Here is a 17,099-nt window from a genome sequence, read left to right on the forward strand (position 1 = left end):
GATGTTTATAAAAAAATGCCCCCTATTACTAGGGAGCATTTTACATATTAGGTGTTATCTTTTAGACCAAGATGGAATTGGGTGTACCAACTCAGCAGATGCCCATTTCGTTGGAGCAACAACTTTGTTTTCACACTTACTACCATCATCGTTACATGATACTTGGAAAAGTACCATTGGCTTAGATACGTTTTGACCACCTGCAGCAAATTTTATGTTTCCATAAAAAGTTTGCATATCAGTTGCAGCTAAAGCATCTCTAACTTTTTTAGTATCAAATGATTGTGCTCTTTCGAACGCATCTTTGAAAACTAATAAAGCAGCAGAAGATTCAGCAGCTTGGTATGGCGGAGCATATCCAAATGCTTTAGTAAAGTCTGCATCATATTTCATACCACCACCAAAGTAATTGTCTTTGTATGATAGAGACTTATGCCATTGAGAAGCACAAAGTGCGTACTCTGAAGCTTTACCATGTTGCTTAGATAATTTAGCAGCATCACAGTGAGTCATTGCTAACATTTTCACATCAACTTTCATCTCTGAGATTTGTCTAACAGCTGTTAAAGCACCTTTGGTGTGACCTGAAACTACAAGAACGTCCGGATTTGTGGCTTTTACTTTAGATAAAGTAGCAGCCATATCGTTAAGTTCTTTTGGTAACTTGTCATCTATAATTATTTTAGAACCTGTTCTTTTAGCAGCTTCAACAATACCCAATCTCACATCTTGTGAGAAAGCATCTTGTTCAAATGCCATTGCAATCTTAACTGGTTTTCCACCATTTTTTTCGACAGCAAGGTCAATTGCTACATCAAGATATAAGTTTGCTGGAGCAAGTACTGCAAATAAATATTTGTAGCCTTTAGTGAATAACGATCTAGATGCACCGTTTGCTTCAACCATAGGAACTTGATATTTTTCAGTAACAGGAGCCATAGCCTTTGTAAGTCCTGAGCTATAAGGCCCAAGCATAAACTGAACACCATCTTGTTGGATTAATCTTTCTGCAAGTTGTGCTGCTCTTCCAGAGTTTGACTCATCATCGTAATAAATAATATCAAACTTGTAAGTTTTTCCACCAACCTTAACACCACCCATGCTATTAATTCTCTCAACAGCTAAATTATAACCGTTTTGAGTATGAACACCATTAGATGAATATTTTCCAGTCAATGAAACAGCTGCACCTAAAATAATTTTATCACCAACAACTTTTGCAAAAGATATAGTTGAAGCTGAAATTAAAAGGGCAATAGCAGAAACTAAAGTAATAAGTATATTTCTGATTTTCATTTTATTTTTCCTCTATTAGTTTTAAATTTAAAAAATTAATTAAACTCCTAAACTAAAAGACAAACAAGAGAGTAATAAAGATTGCGACTTAATACTTTTGAATAAAAGCAATGATTAGCGCAATTAATATTAATACACACGCTGAAATTGTATTAATAACCTTTGGATTAGCTTTTATCCAAACGATTAATTTTCTAGCAAGTACAGCATAAGCAATCAATGATAAAAAATCTAAAACTACATATGTTGTAATTAAAATTAAAAATTGAACAACATAGTTTGAATTAAAATCAATAAACTGTGGAAAGATTAATGGAAAAAACATCCAAGCTTTAGGACTTGTTCCTGCAACTAAAAAACCATCTTTGAAAAAAGAAAAAAAACTTTTTGATGTAATGTTAGTTGAGCTTATATCTTTTGGCCTTGAATTATAAATATCATAAGCAAGGTAGAGCAAATAAGCTATTCCAATCCACTTAAACATATTTAAAAAATTTGGATTATCGACAAAAAAAGATCCTAGTACAAAAATTACTAAAGTTGCCTGAATAATATTTGCAGTGATATCTCCAAGTGCTGTCCAAATACATTTTTGAACTCCATAATTCATAGAATATGAAATGATTACAATCCTAGGTGTTCCAGGGGTAATAAATAAAAATAAGATTATTTGTAAAAAAAGGAAGTAATTTAAGGGGAGCATTTTAAGTTTAAGGATAGTCCAAAAAAACCGGGAGCTAAAGATGGCTAAGATGGACTATCTAAATTTGAAGATACCACGACCCTAAATAAAATGCATTAATCATTTTTTTCAAATATAATGATTATTGAGGATTTATGAAAAAAAAAGGTCACACCCCCATAACTAGGGTCAAAAACCCAGAACCCCATATATCAGATCCTGACTGGATCGTTTGGGCTGCTTGGGCAGATCGTATCACTTTTGAAGAAATTGAGAAAAAGACTGGAAAGACAGAAGGTGAAGTAATTAAGATTATGAGACGATCTATAAAGCCTGTTTCTTTTAGATTGTGGAGAAAAAGAGTTAATCAAAAAAGTATTAAACATAAAAAAAAATTTGAATACTCTAGAAAAGAAATAACTAACAAAATAAAAAAGAATGATTATTTATAGTTCATAAAATCATTCACTATTTATATATAGTATAGTTACCTAAAATGGTTGTAATGTTTTAAAGATTATTTATTTGTAACTACAAACTTAATACCGAATGGTTCAACACCTATTTTTTTTGCCTGTATATCTGTTCCGCTTCCATCGTATTGAAAATCAACACTAACCGATTCTGACGTGTTAAACTGTAACTCTAATCCAGTAATATCTTCAGTAATTACCAAAGGAGTTCCAAGTTGAAAAGCACCAAATATTCTTTGTGCATTTGCTAATGTAGTTGCAATAGCTTCATCTGTTTGAAGTAAAGCTCCTGCCATTTCTGCACCAATTGAACCAATTCCTTCATAACCTGTATATGGTCTAAAAGTAGTGTCACAATCATCAGGAGTGTCACAAGTACTATCGATTGAATCAATGATTTCTGTTGCATAATCATAATTTGCTCCAACAGAAGTTCCACAGGCCATACCTAATTTTTGGGTATTATTAGTTGCTGTAGCAATATAACTTTCTGTTATACCAACACCTCCAACTGTATTTCCTTCAGCTCGATTAGTATAAACAGTTGTTTTATCAATACTCCAACAAATAGTTCCTGCTGAATATGTTGATGCATGAAATCCATTCATTGTTGGGTCGCCACCATTATCTTTTACAAAAGTTTCTTGATGTTTTACCTTTAATTCATTGTCTACAATCACAGCAGCAAAGGGATACGATCCAATAGGCAAAACAAGATCACCTTCCAAAAGGTCTTCTTGGCCAGTTGGTGTAATTATAATATCTTTTCCTGCAGCACTATTAAAAATATCTACACAAGAACTAAAATCTTGCTCAGCTCCAGTATCACCAGTTCCTGCAACAAAAGGATCTGCCGTGCATACCATAAATCTGTAGAATTTTACTTTATAAAAAAGAGGTTGTTCGTTACAAGAATCTTTATCATATGTTCCAGCTGAGTGAGACACAATAGTTCCAGAGCCGGGACTATTTTTTACTTTTATTTTATTATTAGCGTCTCTAATACAAGCCTCAGCTTCAGCTGAACTTTGTATGATTGTATTAAAAACTATACTTAACAACACAATAATAAGTAAAATAGGTAGCTTTTTTAAAATATTAGAATCCACTTACTTTTACTCCTGATTTAGATATTTTAACTACTCTTATCTTATTCTCTCTTTTCACTGGAATATATAATTTGTCTTCTACGCTTCTATATTCAAATGCTTTTCTCTTATTTTTAAGGCTTGCTAATCGGTACAAGTTTTTCATTTTTATATCACTTGTAGGATCTTTTATTTCTGACAATGCATAATAGTCTTTTTTTATATTATCTCCTAAAGCTACAACAAATTTAATACTGCCAAAAAAAGCATCATTATTCTGATTGTCATCCAAATATCCACTCTCTATAATAAAATTACCTAAAGACGCATTAGCTCCAATTTTAGTTCCTTTCACTTCATGTGTGCTGCCTGTTTCAGGATTTTCAAATTTAAATAAATTTGCAAAAACATTTACATCTCTTTTTCCAGGTAGATGATAATCTAATTGCGTATCCCATCCATCTAATGCTCTTTCTGATCCATCATTAGTATTTTTTGAACCACTGATAGCATTATAATAATTTCCTCTTAAGTCAAAAACACTTGAAATAGCCTCAACGCCCACTCCTGTTCTTTTATGATCTTCACTAAACTGTTGATCATAAAATAAATTAGAACCTATCAAAAATTTGTTATCATTTAAAAGTTTCCGAACACCAAAACCAATATTTATTGTTTCATCGTCATCATGTGTATTTAAACTGGTTTGATTAAAAATTGTTCCAGAATCTATCTTTAAAAGCTCAGTTACACTCATAATACTAAAGCTTGGTTTTAATTTTTCTTGCACTTGAATATCAAAATCTAGATATTTCATATTTTCAAAATTATTTTTAGCAAAATTTGAAATAGCTAGTGCTGTTTCATTTGTAAATTCATTAATCTTATTTTTTACTAATTCTGCTGAAACACTTACGGAATGACTAGAAATCATGTAAATTAAAGCTGTACTAATAAATAAATTTTTCATTACAGCAATAATTATCGTATACTAAAAATAATTATATTAAAAAATAACTCAAAATAGGTTTTTAAATAATGAAATCAGTAACAATCTATACAGGTCCACTTTGTAATTTTTGTGATGCGGCAAAAAGATTATTAACTAGAAATAATGTTGAATATAAAGAAATTAATATAGCAACAGTTGATGGTGCAATGGATGAAATGATTAAAAAAGCTAATGGAAAAAGAACTATTCCACAAATCTTCTTTGATGATCAACATATTGGTGGTTATGATGAAGCAAGAGCTCTTGAAAAAGACAATAAATTTCAAGACTTATTAAAGTAAATTTTCTTTAAAGAAGTTTATAAACTAAAGTCTTTTTCTTTAAGTTCTAACAATTGTTCTAGTGCACCATTTTTTTTTAGAATTTTTAAAAAATTAGAAAGTGAAATCATTTCTTTTTTCCCAAATGGACGAAAAACCTCTATATTTTCTCCAAAAGTAACTCCAGATTTTGTTGTAAATTTTAATATTTTTTTTTTTATAAGTATATTAATTTTTCTTCTTACTGATTCTTTGGGTATTATTAAAATATTTGATAAAGCAAATATAGTTAGTTTTTCTGATTTTATTATTTGTTCTGTAGATTTATTTCGAGCCATAGCCCAACTTTCATTCCAGTCTAATTGCTTTTTTTTTTTAAATTTTGATAATTAATATGTGAAGCAATTGTCGAGCAAATCATAAAAGACTCGTAATCTATATTTAGTATCGATTTGGAAGAAGTAAACTGATTGATACGAAACATTATTAAATGGTATAGTGTTTCATGATAAGTGGATAAAAAAACTTTCCTCATTATTCTTTAGGTTTAAAGGTTAAACAAACACCGTTATTACAATATCTTTTGCCTGTTGGTTTAGGTCCGTCTTCAAAGATATGACCATGATGACCACCACATTTTTTACAATGATATTCAACTCGCTCATAACCTAATAGAGTGTCTGTTTTAGTTTCAAAAGCATCTGGTAGTGATTGATAGAATGAAGGCCAACCTGAACCACTTTCATATTTAGCATTTGAGTCAAATAATTTTTCACCACAATTAGTACAGTGATAACTACCTTCTCTCTTCTCGTGATTTAATTCACTCGTGCCTGATGCTTCAGTTCCATCTTCAAATAAAACTAATTTTTGTTCAGCCGTAAGGTCTTTGTTAATTTTTTTTATCATTTTTTTTTCTTTCAAATATAAATGAATATTTTTTATGCCAAACAACTTTATATTTTTTATTAATTAAAAACTTGTAGATATTATTAGCTTTTAAATAATCATAATTTGTATCATACATATTTTTAGAATTATGAATTTCAATACACACTAATTGAGGTTTATAGTCATTAAAATTTAGAGATTTTAAAACATTTAACTCACCTCCTTCAACATCAATATTTAAAAAGTCAATTTTTTCTAGTTTTTTAAAATATTTAGAAATAAAATAATTTAATGTGTTTACTTGAACATTTCTCTTTTTAAAACCATTTCTGAAGTGAATTTTTGCTATTCTTTTATCAAGGGTATTTAGCATATTGATTTCTTTTCTATAATACATTGTTAACTTGTCCTTCTTCTTTGAAATGCCCGAATGAATATTAATGTCTTTTTTTCTTAAAAAGTTGAATAGCTTAATTGAATACAAATTAATATCGAAATTAATTCCGTTCCAACCTTTTGTATGAAGTAAATGAGTGTTATTACCATCTAATGGGTGATAACAACCAACATCAATGTAGAAACCTTTTGTTTTTTTTTTAAAGTATTTTTTAATAAACAAATCTTCTTGAAATAATGAATAACTTTTTTTAGGAAAAAAAATTTTTGATCTATAAAATATAAAATATAAAAATTTTAAATACTTAAGCACTTTACTCTATTATTCGAATTGGTTTACCAGCAACGCATGCTTCTAATCCTTCGATCATCTGTGTATAAAATACACTATAATTTTCTGCTGTTACATACCCAACATGTGGCATTAACAATGCATTTGATAAAAACCTTAGCTTGTTTCCTTCTGGTAAAGGTTCTTTTTCATAAACATCAAGACCAGCTCCAGCTATAACATTGGTTGATAATGCAATAATTAAATCATCCTCATTAATAATTGATCCTCTAGAAGTATTAATTAAAAAAGCAGTTTTCTTCATTGAGTCTAACTCTTTTAGTTTTATTAACTCTTTATATCTTTCTCCCCCTTGAACATGGATAGATATAAAATCAGAATTTTGAAACAAATCTTCTTTACTGCATGGAAGTACACCAAGTTCTTTACAGTTATCCAAGTTTAAATTTTCACTCCAAGCCATAACTTCCATACCAAATGCTTTGCCAATTTTAGCAACTTGAGAACCAACTCTTCCCAGTCCTACTAAACCTAAAATTTTTCCTTTAAGCTCAAAACCAATAGTTGACTGCCAGTAGCCTTGATACATATTATCAATTTCTTCTTTAAAATTTCTAGCTAAGCCTAAAATTAATCCCCAAGTTAATTCGGTTGTGCCTGCAAAACCAATCTCTGTTCCACATACTGTAATTTTTCTTTTTTTTGCAGCAGCAAGTTCTATAGCTTTATTTCTTGAACCACTTGTGATGATATATTTAAGATCATTTAAGTTATCAATTAAATTTTTAGTAATAGGAGTTCGTTCTCTCATTATCAATAATGCTTCAAAGTCTGATAATTGCTCTATGGCGTCTGCTTCATCTTCAAATGGCTCACTGAATATTTTAAATTCATATTTGCCAGATAATTTTTTTAAATCAACAAATTCATGAGACACGTTTTGGTAATCATCTAAGATAGCAACTTTAAGCATTTTTAATTTTTCTATTTGATAAAAGAATTCCTGTTAAAATAAATATTGCGCCTAACATATGATAAAACATAAATTTTTCATTAAAAATAATCATTGCCATAATTGCACTTAAAATAGGCATCATGTGTAAAAAAACACCTGCTCTATTGGCACCAATTAAAGCAACTCCTTTTATCCAAAAAATAAAAGAAGCAAGACCTGGAAATAAAACTACATAAAATAAAATCAGGTAAAAGTTTTGATTTAAAACAATCCTAAAGCCCATTTGATACTCTATAAAATAAATTGGTATTAGGAAAATAAAGCCAAATGAAATTACTACTTCTAGTAACCCTAGTTGAGATAATTCGTGTTTTTTTTTCTTTAATAGAGCAGAATAAGTAGCCCAAGAAAGCATTCCAAAAACCATCGTGATGTCACCTTTATTAAAATCTAAGTTCATTAATATTCCAAGATTTGCTTTAGTTATAATTAAAACTACTCCAATAAAAGAACATGCAACTCCCAATATTTGGAAAGTGTTAGTTTTTTCAATTTTTAAAATTGATGAAATAAATATAATCATTACCGGTATTGTTGAAATCATCAACACTCCACTGATAACTTGTGTAAAGTTTAAAGAATAATAGACGATTGAATTAAATATGGTAACACTCGTTATTCCAAGAATTGTATAATACTTATAATTTTCTAAAATATAATTTCTTTTTTTGAATATCTCTTGAATTGTAAATGGAGCTAAAATTAGCCAAGCGAAAAACCATCTATAAAAATTTAATGAAAACGGAGGTATTTCATATTGACTTGCAAATTTTCCAACTAAAAAATTTCCAGACCAAAATAAAGCTGCAAAAAATAAAAAAACATAGGCAACATTATTTTTATTAATCACTTAGTTAAACCTAAGAGAACTATATGGCTTTAAATCTAAATTTGTATTTTCTTCAGCTATCATTCCAGAGATTATTTTCCCTGAAATTGGTCCTAAAGTCCATCCTAAATGATGATGGCCAAAACAATAAAAAACATTTTTATGTTTTTTTGAGGGTCCTATTACTGGTAAGTAATCTGGCAATGTAGGTCTAAAACCAAGCCACTCATCTTCATGTTTGGGTAAATCACCCATCATATATTTTGCATTATTAATTAAATTTTTAACTCTTGATTTTGATAATGGGTTATCCAATCCACCAAATTCAACCGTACCTACAACTCTAAGTCCTTGTTCCATGGGCGTAATACCAAATCCTCTATTTTGGAAAATTACCGGTCTACTTAAAAGATGATCACAATTTTTAAAATGCACATGGTACCCTCTTTCAGTATCAAGAGGTATTTTTTCATCTAAATTGTCTGTTAATTTTTTTGAAAATGAACCACAGGCAATAACAATTTTATCAAATAGAAAGCTTTGCGTTTCAGCTTTTATAACTGGCTTTTCATCATTAAAATTTATGTCTTTAATATTCATTTTTAAGAACTTGCCCCCCTTTTTCAAAAACAGATCATAAAGTTTTAAAAGAATTTTCTTAGGGTTTCTAGCATGTCTACCGTGTTGGTAATAAACACCTCCATGATAGATCGGTTTTATATTTGGTTCTAAATCATGAATTTCTTTTGGAGTAACTACTTGTTGATCAACCCCTAGTTCATTTCTAACCTTAATCTCTAACTCTCTACTTTTTAAGCTTCGATCGTTCCAAATATATAAAATACCTTTTTTTTCAACCAATCCACCAAGTTCTATTTCATCAAATAATTCATCATAAGCAGGTAATGCTAAATCTAAAATTTGATGCATATTTTTAGCGGTATGCATCATTCTTTTTGTAGTGCAATTTCTTATAAACTTTAAAAACCAAGGAATCATTTTTGGAACATGGTTCCATTTAAGAGCAAGGGGACCTGTAGAACTTAAAAGCATTGCAGGGACATCAGTTAAAACATCAGGTCTATTTATAGGAACAGATGCATATGGAGAAAAGTGACCAGCATTACCGTAGGATGCAGCAGGACTTCCTGGCTCGTCTCTGTCAAAAATTGTTACTAAAAAACCTTTTTTTTGTAAAAATAACGCATTGGAAATACCTTGTATACCAGCACCTACAATCCCAATTTTTAAATTTTTTTCCATGACACTTTATATAATTCTTAAACTTAAATATTCTCGCGACAAATTCGACAAATAAAGCATTTTAATGCTTAGGCTATGAGTTGTTTATGATTAATTTTAGCACTCATAACAATTGCAAATCCAATCATTGTTGCAAGCATTGAAGATCCTCCATATGACATAATTGGTAGTGGTGATCCTACTATAGGTAATAAGCCCAACACCATAGACATATTTACTGTTACATAAAAAAATATTGCAGACCCATATCCATAGCAAAAAAGTTTAGCAAAATAACTTCTCGAGACTACACCAATTTTTAACACTCTATAAATAATAATTATGTAAATCAGCAATAAAACTAATGACCCCAAAAAACCATGTTCCTCAGCAAATAAGGTAAAAATAAAATCTGTATGTTTTTCTGGTAAAAATTCTAAATAACTTTGAGTTCCCTTTAAAAAGCCTTTACCACTTAAACCTCCTGATCCAACTGCTATTTTAGATTGGATAATTTGATATCCCGCACCTAAAGGATCCCTATCTGGATTAAGGAATGTCAAAATTCTAAGTTTTTGATAAGGTTGTAAAAAAGCAATAGCGAAGGGCATTGAAATTAATAAAACTATAAACGAATATACAAAATATTTTATATTAATTCCTGCAAGCCAAATTACAACTAGCCCACTTAAAGCAATCAAAATTGAAGTTCCCAAATCAGGTTGAGTAATAACAAGCATAATAGGTAAAATTAAAATTACCAAAGCAACAAACATAACTTGGAAGGTATTAACTTTATTCAGTTGTATACGGTGATAATATTTAGCAAGACATACTATGATTGCAATTTTCATTAATTCTGAAGGTTGCAAATTAATAAAATATAGATTTATCCATCTTTGTGATCCTGAAGCTTTAATGCCATACAAAGAGGCCCAGACTAGAAAAAACAAAACTACTACATAAAATAAATAAGCAAAGTAATGCCAAAATTTAATATTTAAAAATGACATAAAAATCATCATTGTAAAAAATATTAAAAATTTTGAGATATGACTTTTACTATGAAATAAAATTTCTCCACCATCTGTTGAGTACATTGACAAAGCGCTAATTAACCCAAGCAATAAAATACAAATTAACAAAATATAATCAAAATTTCTTAATTTTTGAAAAAAAGTGGCTTGTGTATTAAATGAATTATATTGCATTTATGTTTCTAAATTATTTTGTTTGCTTTTCTTTTCTCTTAATTCGTGTCTATCTATAATTAATTTAAAAAGTTTTTTTGCAATTGGTGCTGCAGTTGAGCTTCCAGATCCACCATGTTCTATAACGATACTCAATGCATATCTTGGATTCTTATAAGGACCAAAAGCTATATATAAAGCGTGATCCCTCTCATTATATGGAATTTCAGAGGTACTTAAATCAAGTTCTCTTGCAGCTTCAGTTATTCTTCTAACTTGTGATGTTCCTGTCTTTCCAGCAAATTGATATTTGGGATCTTCGATTCTAGACGAATAAGATGTTCCTCTAATTTCATTAGTTGAGGCAAACATCGCTTCACGAACTAAGTTTATATTTTTAGAACTTTTAAACAAGGTTTCATATTTTTTTTTATTTAAAAACCCTAAAAGTTCTGTTGTATCTTTCGAACCACTGTCTTTTTTATTTAATCTTTTTCTATTTTCATTCATTATAACTCTAATTTCCTCTGCTGTTTGGATGTCCTCTTCTACTATTATTTTTGGGTAAATTTTAAATCCACCATTTGCCAGCTGAGCTGTCATTTGACATAATTGTAAAGGCGTTGTTTGAGTATACCCTTGTCCAATACCTGTAATTAATGTTTCACCTATAACCCAACCTTTTCCTAAATTATTTTTTTTCCATTTAGTGTCAGGAATTAATCCTTTTTTCTCAATATTAAATGTTTCATTTAAAACTTTTTCACCAAGGCCAAATTTTATAGATGTTTCTTTTAATCGGTCTACGCCAAGTTTTCTTGCAATCTCATAAAAATATGTATCACAAGACTGCTTCATTGCACTTTTTAAATCTACAATACCATGCCCTTTTTTTTTCCAACAATGATAAGTTTGCCCATACATTTCAGTTTTTCCTGTACAGTTAACTTTAAAATTTTTATCAATAATTTTATTTTCTAGTGCCGATAAAGCTACCATTGGTTTGAATGTTGAGCCTGGTGAATATAATCCTGATAAAGTTTTATTAACCAGCGGTTTCAATGGATTATTTCTAATTAACTGCCAGTCATCTTGATTAATTCCAAAAAGAAATAAGTTAGGGTCAAACGATGGTGATGATTGCATGGCAACTATTTCGCCCGTATAAATATCCATTACACTTATTGAGCCAGCTACATCTTTTAAAAGCTCATTACAAAACTTTTGAATTTCTGTATCTATTGTGAGTTTTATTGTCTTACCGTTTAATCCATTGGTATGATCAAGTTGGCTAATTCTTTTTCCATAGGCATTAACTTCATATCTTTGGATTCCATTTGTACCAATTAACTCATTTTCAAAGGTTTTTTCTAAACCAGTTTTTCCTACCTTAAGTCCTGGTACATGTGTACTTTTTATAATTTCGTTATTTAGAATGTCTTTTTCACTCGCCTCACTAACATAACCCAAAACATGTGTATAATTTTCATTAAACGGGTAACTACGTGAAACAGATAGAACTGGTTTGGCTCCTACTAAATCATGTAAATAGTAATTTACTTTTGTAAACTGTTCCCATGTTAAATTTTTCGAAACAATTATAGTTTCCCAGGGTTTTTGCTTATTTTTTTGTTTTATAATCTTTTTAAAAATATCATCACTAATTGATAAGATTTCCTTTAACCTTACCATTAGATATTTAAAATCTTCTACTTCCTCTGGGATTACATGTAACTGGTATATTTTTAAATTACCCGCAATAACATTATCAAAATAATCTAAGAACTCACCTCTAATTGGAGGTAATCTCCATTCACGTAATCTGTTTTTATCAGAAAGTGTCAGATACTTTTTGTTCTCTGTAATTTGTAATGAAAATAACCGAGCTATTATTCCAGTAAATACAACCAACTTAGCAGCACCAATAATAAACATTCTTCTATTAATAGTTTGAACTTTTTTTACACCAAAGTTTTCACCCAGCATGTCTATTGCCTAAAATATTTTTTTCCAAAAAATCAAATAAATTTGCAAATAGAAAATATAACAAAAATGTATATGTAATATTTATTATCTGATTAAAATAATTTAATTCATAATTAAAAACAAAATTTAAAGACATAAATAGCAATGAATTTATAATTAAAATTGTTATAAGAAAAAATATAGCGTCTTTTATTAAGCTTGGTCTTAAAGTAATATTTCTAAGATAAGCAGCGGCACCACAAAGTATCAAATACATTAAACTACTTATTCCAATTGGAGTTCCCACAATAACATCATTAAATAAACCTGCTATAAAAATATAAACATAACCCAAACTTTCACTTTTTTTTAAACTATAGTAAAAAATCAAGATATATGAAAAGTTAAATGAAAAATATATCAATCCTAAATTATTAAAATCAAACTCATTTAATACAGAAATAAAAAGTAAAATTATTGGAGTATATTTTTGTATATTTTGTATAATATTATTTTGACTAATTTTATTCATTTATTTTTTAAGACCTTTTTTTAATACACACTTTCTATACTCAGGTGTGCCAACTTTATATAGACTGTTAATCAGATTTTTTCTACACTTATGTCCATAAAGAAGATTCTTTTTAAGAAATTCTATTTCTTCATCTTGAATTTTATTTTTTTGATTATTTTTTTTTGTAATTAAAATTTCATTTTTTAATCTATCACTCTCATTTCTTAAAAAATCACTTTCTTTTTTTAATTTAATACTTTCATTTTTTAAAAAATTGTTTTCTTTTTGGATTTTACCTCTTATCTCGTCAGCTATTTTTTTTTGTTCTAATAATATTCTTAAAGCTTCTTGCTGTTGACTTGTTTCTTTAATTTCCTCATTTAATGTTTCTGAATTGTTTTTAGATGACAGATCTAAAATATTTTTTTCTTTCGAAAAAGAAACTACTTTTACATATTTTAATTGAGAAAAATCTCTATGAAAATTAACTACTTTATCCTCATCGATTTCAAGACCTTCATCAACATCTATTTCTCCAATCGGTATACCACTTTTAAACAGTCCACCCGCACCTGAAGTAAGAACTTGTATTTCCTCATCGATTTCAAGTAAATTTTTATTTCTAACATATTGCAAGACACCTTCTTGTTTGTCTTTACCAGACATAATTGCTTGAATATCTCCTGGCTGTAATGAAACTGGAATTTTAGAATTAATATCAGAAATTAACAGAACTCTTGATGTGAAAAAATTAACTTCCACTATTTTTCCAACTAAATAGCCATCATCTAAGACTACCATTCCTAATTTAATATTATTTTTGCTACCTTTGTTAAGTATTATAGATCTTAGAAAGGGGCTTTGTTTATCTATTAATACTTTTGCGACTGTCTCATTCTCTCCAATAAAGTAGTCATCAATTAATTTTTTATATTTAATATTCTCAAGTATATTAATTTTCTGAGATAAATCCCTTCCTCTCAAGTAGTTAAGCTCAGTAATATTTTTTTTATTTTCTTCGTAAAGCTTTAAGTGATTACTTACAATTAAGTAATTATTTTTTAAAAAATTTTCTGGGCCAGACACTATAAAAGAAGATTTATAAACTATTTCTTTAATAGTTATTTTTACGTAATCTATAACTTTGAAGTTGAAACTACCTAAAATTAAAAGAATAATAGAAAAAAATATTAAACTTAATAGTGAGAATCTTTGCTGGGTACCTTTTTTTAAAAAAGCAGATCTTAATGCAATTACAAAATCATCTCTGCTTGCTTCCATTATTTCTAATACTCGGACAGCATAGACGAGAATGTTTCTTCTTGCTCTAGGGCTTTACCAGTACCAATTGCTACACAAGACAACGGGTCATCTGCTATAAAAACTGGCAGTCCAGTTTCTTTAGAAAATCTTTTATCAATATTTTTAAGTAATGCTCCACCACCCGTTAGTGTTAAGCCCATATCAACTAAATCAGCTGATAATTCAGGAGGAGTGTTTTCAAGTGCATCTTTTATTCCGTTTACCATTTCTTTTAAAATATCATTTAAAGCTTCGGCTGTATCTTCTTCAGTAATATTTACTTCTTTAGGTGTTCCTGATCTTAAATCTCTTCCCTTAACAGCATAAGTATTACTATTCGATGGTATAGCTGTACCAATTTCTTTTTTTATCTTTTCAGCAGTACTATCTCCAATCATTAAGTTATATTCTTTTCTCATATAATTTACTAAAGCTACATCCATTGCATCTCCCGCAATTCTTAATGATTTAGAATAAACAAGACCTCCTAATGACATAACAGCTATCTCAGTAGTCCCTCCACCAATGTCAACTACCATTGATCCTGTTGCTTCTGAAATTGGAAGACCCGCACCAATTGCTGCTGCAATTGGTTCTTCAATTAATTGTACTCTTCTAGCCCCCGCTGCTAACGCACTGTCTTGAATAGCTTTTCTTTCAACAGGTGTTGATCCAGTTGGAACACAAATTAAAATTCTAGGATTTGCAAAAGTTTTATTTTTATGAACTTTTTTTATAAAATGTTTAATCATTTCTTCGGTAACTATAAAGTCTGCAATCACACCATCTCTTAAAGGTCTAATAGCACTAATATTACCAGGTGTTCTTCCAAGCATAGTTTTTGCTTCATCCCCAACTGCAAGTACAGTTTTTTTTCCCATGTTCTCAACTATAGCAACAACAGATGGTTCGTTTAAAACTACTCCTTGTCCTTTTAAAACAACAAGTGTATTAGCGGTTCCAAGATCAATCGCCATATCCTGACTCCAAACGCTACTTAAATTTTTAAACCAATTAGCCATCTTTTATATACCTTTCACTTTTTGAGTTTTATGCTCCATTGGAGCAGTTTTTTTTCTTTTAATAATCATTTTATTTAAAGCACTTAAATAAGCATTAGCTGACGCTACTAATGTATCGGTATCAGCAGCTTGTCCAACTGTAGTTTTGCCTTCTTCTTCAATTCTAACACTTACTGTAGCTTGCGCGTCTGTTCCTTCTGTAACAGCATGAACTTGATATAATAATAATTTCACATCATGAGGATATAAAGCTTTAATACATTTAAATATAGCATCCACAGGTCCATCTCCTGTTTCTGAAGTTGATTTAACTTCACCGTAAACATCAAGAGTCATTTCTGCTTTTTGAGGCTCACCTGTTCCTGCAAAAACTTTTAATGACTTTAAGTTAATTACATATTTATCTAAAATCATACTGTCATCGACTAAAGCTGCAATATCATCATCATAAACATGTTTTTTCTTATCAGCTAAAATTTTAAATTTCCCAAATGCTGTTTGAATTACATCATCGGTTACATCTGCATAACCAAGATCATTTAATTTCTCTTTAAATGCATGTCGTCCCGAATGTTTACCCATTACCAATGAAGTTTTTTTAACCCCAACACTTTCTGGTGTCATAATTTCATATGTTTCTCTATTTTTAAGCATTCCATCTTGATGAATACCCGCCTCATGTGCAAAAGCATTTTTTCCAACAATTGCTTTATTAAACTGTACTGGAAAAGTTGCATTAGAGACAATTTTTGAAGCTTTGCTTAATAATTCTGTTTTAATTCCAGTTGTATAAGGCATCAAATCATTTCTTGTTCTTATTGCCATAACAATTTCTTCAAGTGCAGCATTTCCTGCTCTTTCACCTATTCCATTAATTGTACATTCAACTTGTCTTGCACCTGCTGAAACACCAGCTAAAGAATTTGCTACAGCTAGTCCTAAGTCATTATGACAATGAACAGATAAAATAGCTTTTTCAATGTTTGGAACTTTATTTTTTAATGTTGTAATAATTTTAGTAAACTCAGAAGGGATAGTGTAACCAACAGTATCTGGAATATTTATTGTTGTGGCACCACTGCTAATTGCTGTTTCAACTATTTTACACATAAAATCCATGTCAGTTCTTGTTCCATCTTCACATGACCATTCAACATCGTCTGTAAAATTTCTTGCGTAAGTTACACTTTCCTTTATTGCATCTACAACTTGCTCGGGAGATTTATTTAACTTAAATTTCATATGAAGTGGACTTGTTGAAATGAAGGTGTGAATTCTAAATCTTGGAGCAGCTTTTAATGCTTCATGACATGCATCTATATCTTTTTTGCTAGCTCTTGATAATCCACATGGAATTGAATTTTTTAAAATTTTACTTATTGCTGTTACAGCCTCAAAATCACCAGGAGAAGCAATTGGAAAACCAGCTTCAATAATATCTATACCTAGTTCATCAAAAATTCTTGCTATTTGAATTTTTTCCTCAAGACTCATCGATGCACCTGGTGATTGTTCACCATCACGCATTGTAGTATCGAATATAAAAATTTTATCTTTGTCGCTCATAGCCAATAATTTTTGAAAAACTATAATACAATCTATAATAGAGATTGCAAAATAATTGTTATAT

18 protein-coding genes are annotated in these 17,099 nt (G+C 29.6%); 2 read left to right on the forward strand and 16 right to left on the reverse strand.

Translation table 11 applies throughout. The annotated features are described in order from the left end of the window. Positions 1–54 precede the first annotated feature (54 nt). The gene (locus ABXT61_RS05255; protein WP_415314753.1) at positions 55–1,296 is read right to left on the reverse strand and encodes an amino acid ABC transporter substrate-binding protein; all 1,242 of its coding nucleotides are present in this window, start codon (positions 1,294–1,296) and stop codon (positions 55–57) included. Between the two features lie 88 nt (positions 1,297–1,384). Then, positions 1,385–1,999 carry a LysE family translocator gene (locus ABXT61_RS05260; RefSeq protein WP_415314754.1) on the reverse strand — a complete coding sequence of 205 codons (615 nt, stop codon included), beginning with the start codon at positions 1,997–1,999 and terminating at the stop codon, positions 1,385–1,387. 134 nt (positions 2,000–2,133) lie between these two features. Between ABXT61_RS05260 and ABXT61_RS05265 the strand changes: the two genes are divergently transcribed. Further along, positions 2,134–2,430: a TIGR03643 family protein gene (locus ABXT61_RS05265; protein ID WP_415314757.1), complete on the forward strand. Its 297-nt coding sequence runs from the start codon at positions 2,134–2,136 to the stop codon at positions 2,428–2,430. Positions 2,431–2,495: 65 nt separating this feature from the next. Here ABXT61_RS05265 and ABXT61_RS05270 read toward each other — a convergent pair whose 3' ends face one another. Together ABXT61_RS05270 and ABXT61_RS05275 are read right to left on the reverse strand one after the other, a co-directional pair. Then, positions 2,496–3,560 carry a hypothetical protein gene (locus ABXT61_RS05270; RefSeq protein WP_415314759.1) on the reverse strand — a complete coding sequence of 355 codons (1,065 nt, stop codon included), beginning with the start codon at positions 3,558–3,560 and terminating at the stop codon, positions 2,496–2,498. Beyond that, positions 3,550–4,509 (reverse strand): inverse autotransporter beta domain-containing protein, encoded by a 960-nt coding sequence (locus ABXT61_RS05275; RefSeq protein WP_415314760.1) that lies wholly within the window; start codon positions 4,507–4,509, stop codon positions 3,550–3,552. The genes ABXT61_RS05270 and ABXT61_RS05275 overlap by 11 nt, the downstream gene beginning before the upstream one ends. 68 nt (positions 4,510–4,577) lie before the next feature. On the opposite strand from ABXT61_RS05275, the gene grxC reads away from it, so the two are divergent. Beyond that, complete coding sequence (gene grxC / locus ABXT61_RS05280) at positions 4,578–4,832, forward strand: glutaredoxin 3 (RefSeq protein WP_415314761.1); 255 nt, start codon at positions 4,578–4,580, stop codon at positions 4,830–4,832. 17 nt (positions 4,833–4,849) lie between these two features. On the opposite strand, the gene ABXT61_RS05285 is transcribed toward grxC, so the two are convergent. The 12 genes from ABXT61_RS05285 to ABXT61_RS05340 form a co-directional block, all read right to left on the reverse strand. Next, positions 4,850–5,149 carry a hypothetical protein gene (locus tag ABXT61_RS05285; RefSeq protein WP_415314763.1) on the reverse strand — a complete coding sequence of 100 codons (300 nt, stop codon included), beginning with the start codon at positions 5,147–5,149 and terminating at the stop codon, positions 4,850–4,852. A 196-nt stretch (positions 5,150–5,345) separates the two neighbouring features. Further along, entirely contained in the window at positions 5,346–5,720 is a 375-nt protein-coding gene (gene msrB, locus ABXT61_RS05290) for a peptide-methionine (R)-S-oxide reductase MsrB (protein WP_415314765.1), read from the reverse strand. Then, on the reverse strand, positions 5,704–6,411 hold the full coding sequence (locus ABXT61_RS05295; protein ID WP_415314766.1) for an FkbM family methyltransferase: 708 nt from the start codon (positions 6,409–6,411) through the stop codon (positions 5,704–5,706). Before ABXT61_RS05295 ends, msrB begins: the two co-directional genes overlap by 17 nt. A gap of 1 nt (position 6,412) precedes the next feature. After that, complete coding sequence (locus ABXT61_RS05300; RefSeq protein ID WP_415314768.1) at positions 6,413–7,363, reverse strand: D-2-hydroxyacid dehydrogenase family protein; 951 nt, start codon at positions 7,361–7,363, stop codon at positions 6,413–6,415. Further along, complete coding sequence (locus ABXT61_RS05305; RefSeq protein ID WP_415314769.1) at positions 7,356–8,255, reverse strand: DMT family transporter; 900 nt, start codon at positions 8,253–8,255, stop codon at positions 7,356–7,358. Before ABXT61_RS05305 ends, ABXT61_RS05300 begins: the two co-directional genes overlap by 8 nt. Next, complete coding sequence (locus ABXT61_RS05310) at positions 8,256–9,497, reverse strand: NAD(P)/FAD-dependent oxidoreductase (RefSeq protein ID WP_415314770.1); 1,242 nt, start codon at positions 9,495–9,497, stop codon at positions 8,256–8,258. A gap of 68 nt (positions 9,498–9,565) precedes the next feature. Beyond that, a complete protein-coding gene (gene rodA, locus ABXT61_RS05315; protein WP_415314771.1) occupies positions 9,566–10,687 on the reverse strand; it encodes a rod shape-determining protein RodA in 1,122 nt (373 codons plus the stop codon). After that, positions 10,688–12,652 (reverse strand): penicillin-binding protein 2, encoded by a 1,965-nt coding sequence (gene mrdA / locus ABXT61_RS05320; protein WP_415314772.1) that lies wholly within the window; start codon positions 12,650–12,652, stop codon positions 10,688–10,690. It abuts the gene before it with no gap. After that, positions 12,642–13,163 carry a rod shape-determining protein MreD gene (mreD, locus tag ABXT61_RS05325; RefSeq protein ID WP_415314773.1) on the reverse strand — a complete coding sequence of 174 codons (522 nt, stop codon included), beginning with the start codon at positions 13,161–13,163 and terminating at the stop codon, positions 12,642–12,644. Before mreD ends, mrdA begins: the two co-directional genes overlap by 11 nt. Continuing rightward, entirely contained in the window at positions 13,164–14,426 is a 1,263-nt protein-coding gene (locus ABXT61_RS05330) for a rod shape-determining protein MreC (protein WP_415314775.1), read from the reverse strand. 5 nt (positions 14,427–14,431) lie between these two features. Beyond that, positions 14,432–15,469 (reverse strand): rod shape-determining protein, encoded by a 1,038-nt coding sequence (locus tag ABXT61_RS05335; RefSeq protein ID WP_415314776.1) that lies wholly within the window; start codon positions 15,467–15,469, stop codon positions 14,432–14,434. Positions 15,470–15,472: 3 nt separating this feature from the next. After that, positions 15,473–17,035, reverse strand: coding sequence for a 2-isopropylmalate synthase (locus ABXT61_RS05340; protein ID WP_415314778.1), 1,563 nt, complete (start codon positions 17,033–17,035; stop codon positions 15,473–15,475). Positions 17,036–17,099: the final 64 nt, after the last annotated feature.

The organism is Candidatus Pelagibacter sp. Uisw_137, from assembly GCF_047720245.1.
Classification (GTDB): domain Bacteria; phylum Pseudomonadota; class Alphaproteobacteria; order Pelagibacterales; family Pelagibacteraceae; genus Pelagibacter.

Coding starts and splice junctions, on each gene's coding strand:
- ABXT61_RS05300 (WP_415314768.1), bottom strand. CDS start 7,363: ATGCTTAAAGTTGCTATCTTAGATGATTACCAAAACGTGTCTCATGAA.
- ABXT61_RS05265 (WP_415314757.1), top strand. CDS start 2,134: ATGAAAAAAAAAGGTCACACCCCCATAACTAGGGTCAAAAACCCAGAA.
- ABXT61_RS05255 (WP_415314753.1), bottom strand. CDS start 1,296: ATGAAAATCAGAAATATACTTATTACTTTAGTTTCTGCTATTGCCCTT.
- grxC (WP_415314761.1), top strand. CDS start 4,578: ATGAAATCAGTAACAATCTATACAGGTCCACTTTGTAATTTTTGTGAT.
- ABXT61_RS05310 (WP_415314770.1), bottom strand. CDS start 9,497: ATGGAAAAAAATTTAAAAATTGGGATTGTAGGTGCTGGTATACAAGGT.
- ABXT61_RS05275 (WP_415314760.1), bottom strand. CDS start 4,509: ATGAAAAATTTATTTATTAGTACAGCTTTAATTTACATGATTTCTAGT.
- ABXT61_RS05335 (WP_415314776.1), bottom strand. CDS start 15,469: ATGGCTAATTGGTTTAAAAATTTAAGTAGCGTTTGGAGTCAGGATATG.
- msrB (WP_415314765.1), bottom strand. CDS start 5,720: ATGATAAAAAAAATTAACAAAGACCTTACGGCTGAACAAAAATTAGTT.
- mrdA (WP_415314772.1), bottom strand. CDS start 12,652: ATGCTGGGTGAAAACTTTGGTGTAAAAAAAGTTCAAACTATTAATAGA.
- ABXT61_RS05260 (WP_415314754.1), bottom strand. CDS start 1,999: ATGCTCCCCTTAAATTACTTCCTTTTTTTACAAATAATCTTATTTTTA.
- ABXT61_RS05285 (WP_415314763.1), bottom strand. CDS start 5,149: ATGGCTCGAAATAAATCTACAGAACAAATAATAAAATCAGAAAAACTA.
- ABXT61_RS05340 (WP_415314778.1), bottom strand. CDS start 17,035: ATGAGCGACAAAGATAAAATTTTTATATTCGATACTACAATGCGTGAT.
- ABXT61_RS05330 (WP_415314775.1), bottom strand. CDS start 14,426: ATGGAAGCAAGCAGAGATGATTTTGTAATTGCATTAAGATCTGCTTTT.
- mreD (WP_415314773.1), bottom strand. CDS start 13,163: ATGAATAAAATTAGTCAAAATAATATTATACAAAATATACAAAAATAT.
- rodA (WP_415314771.1), bottom strand. CDS start 10,687: ATGCAATATAATTCATTTAATACACAAGCCACTTTTTTTCAAAAATTA.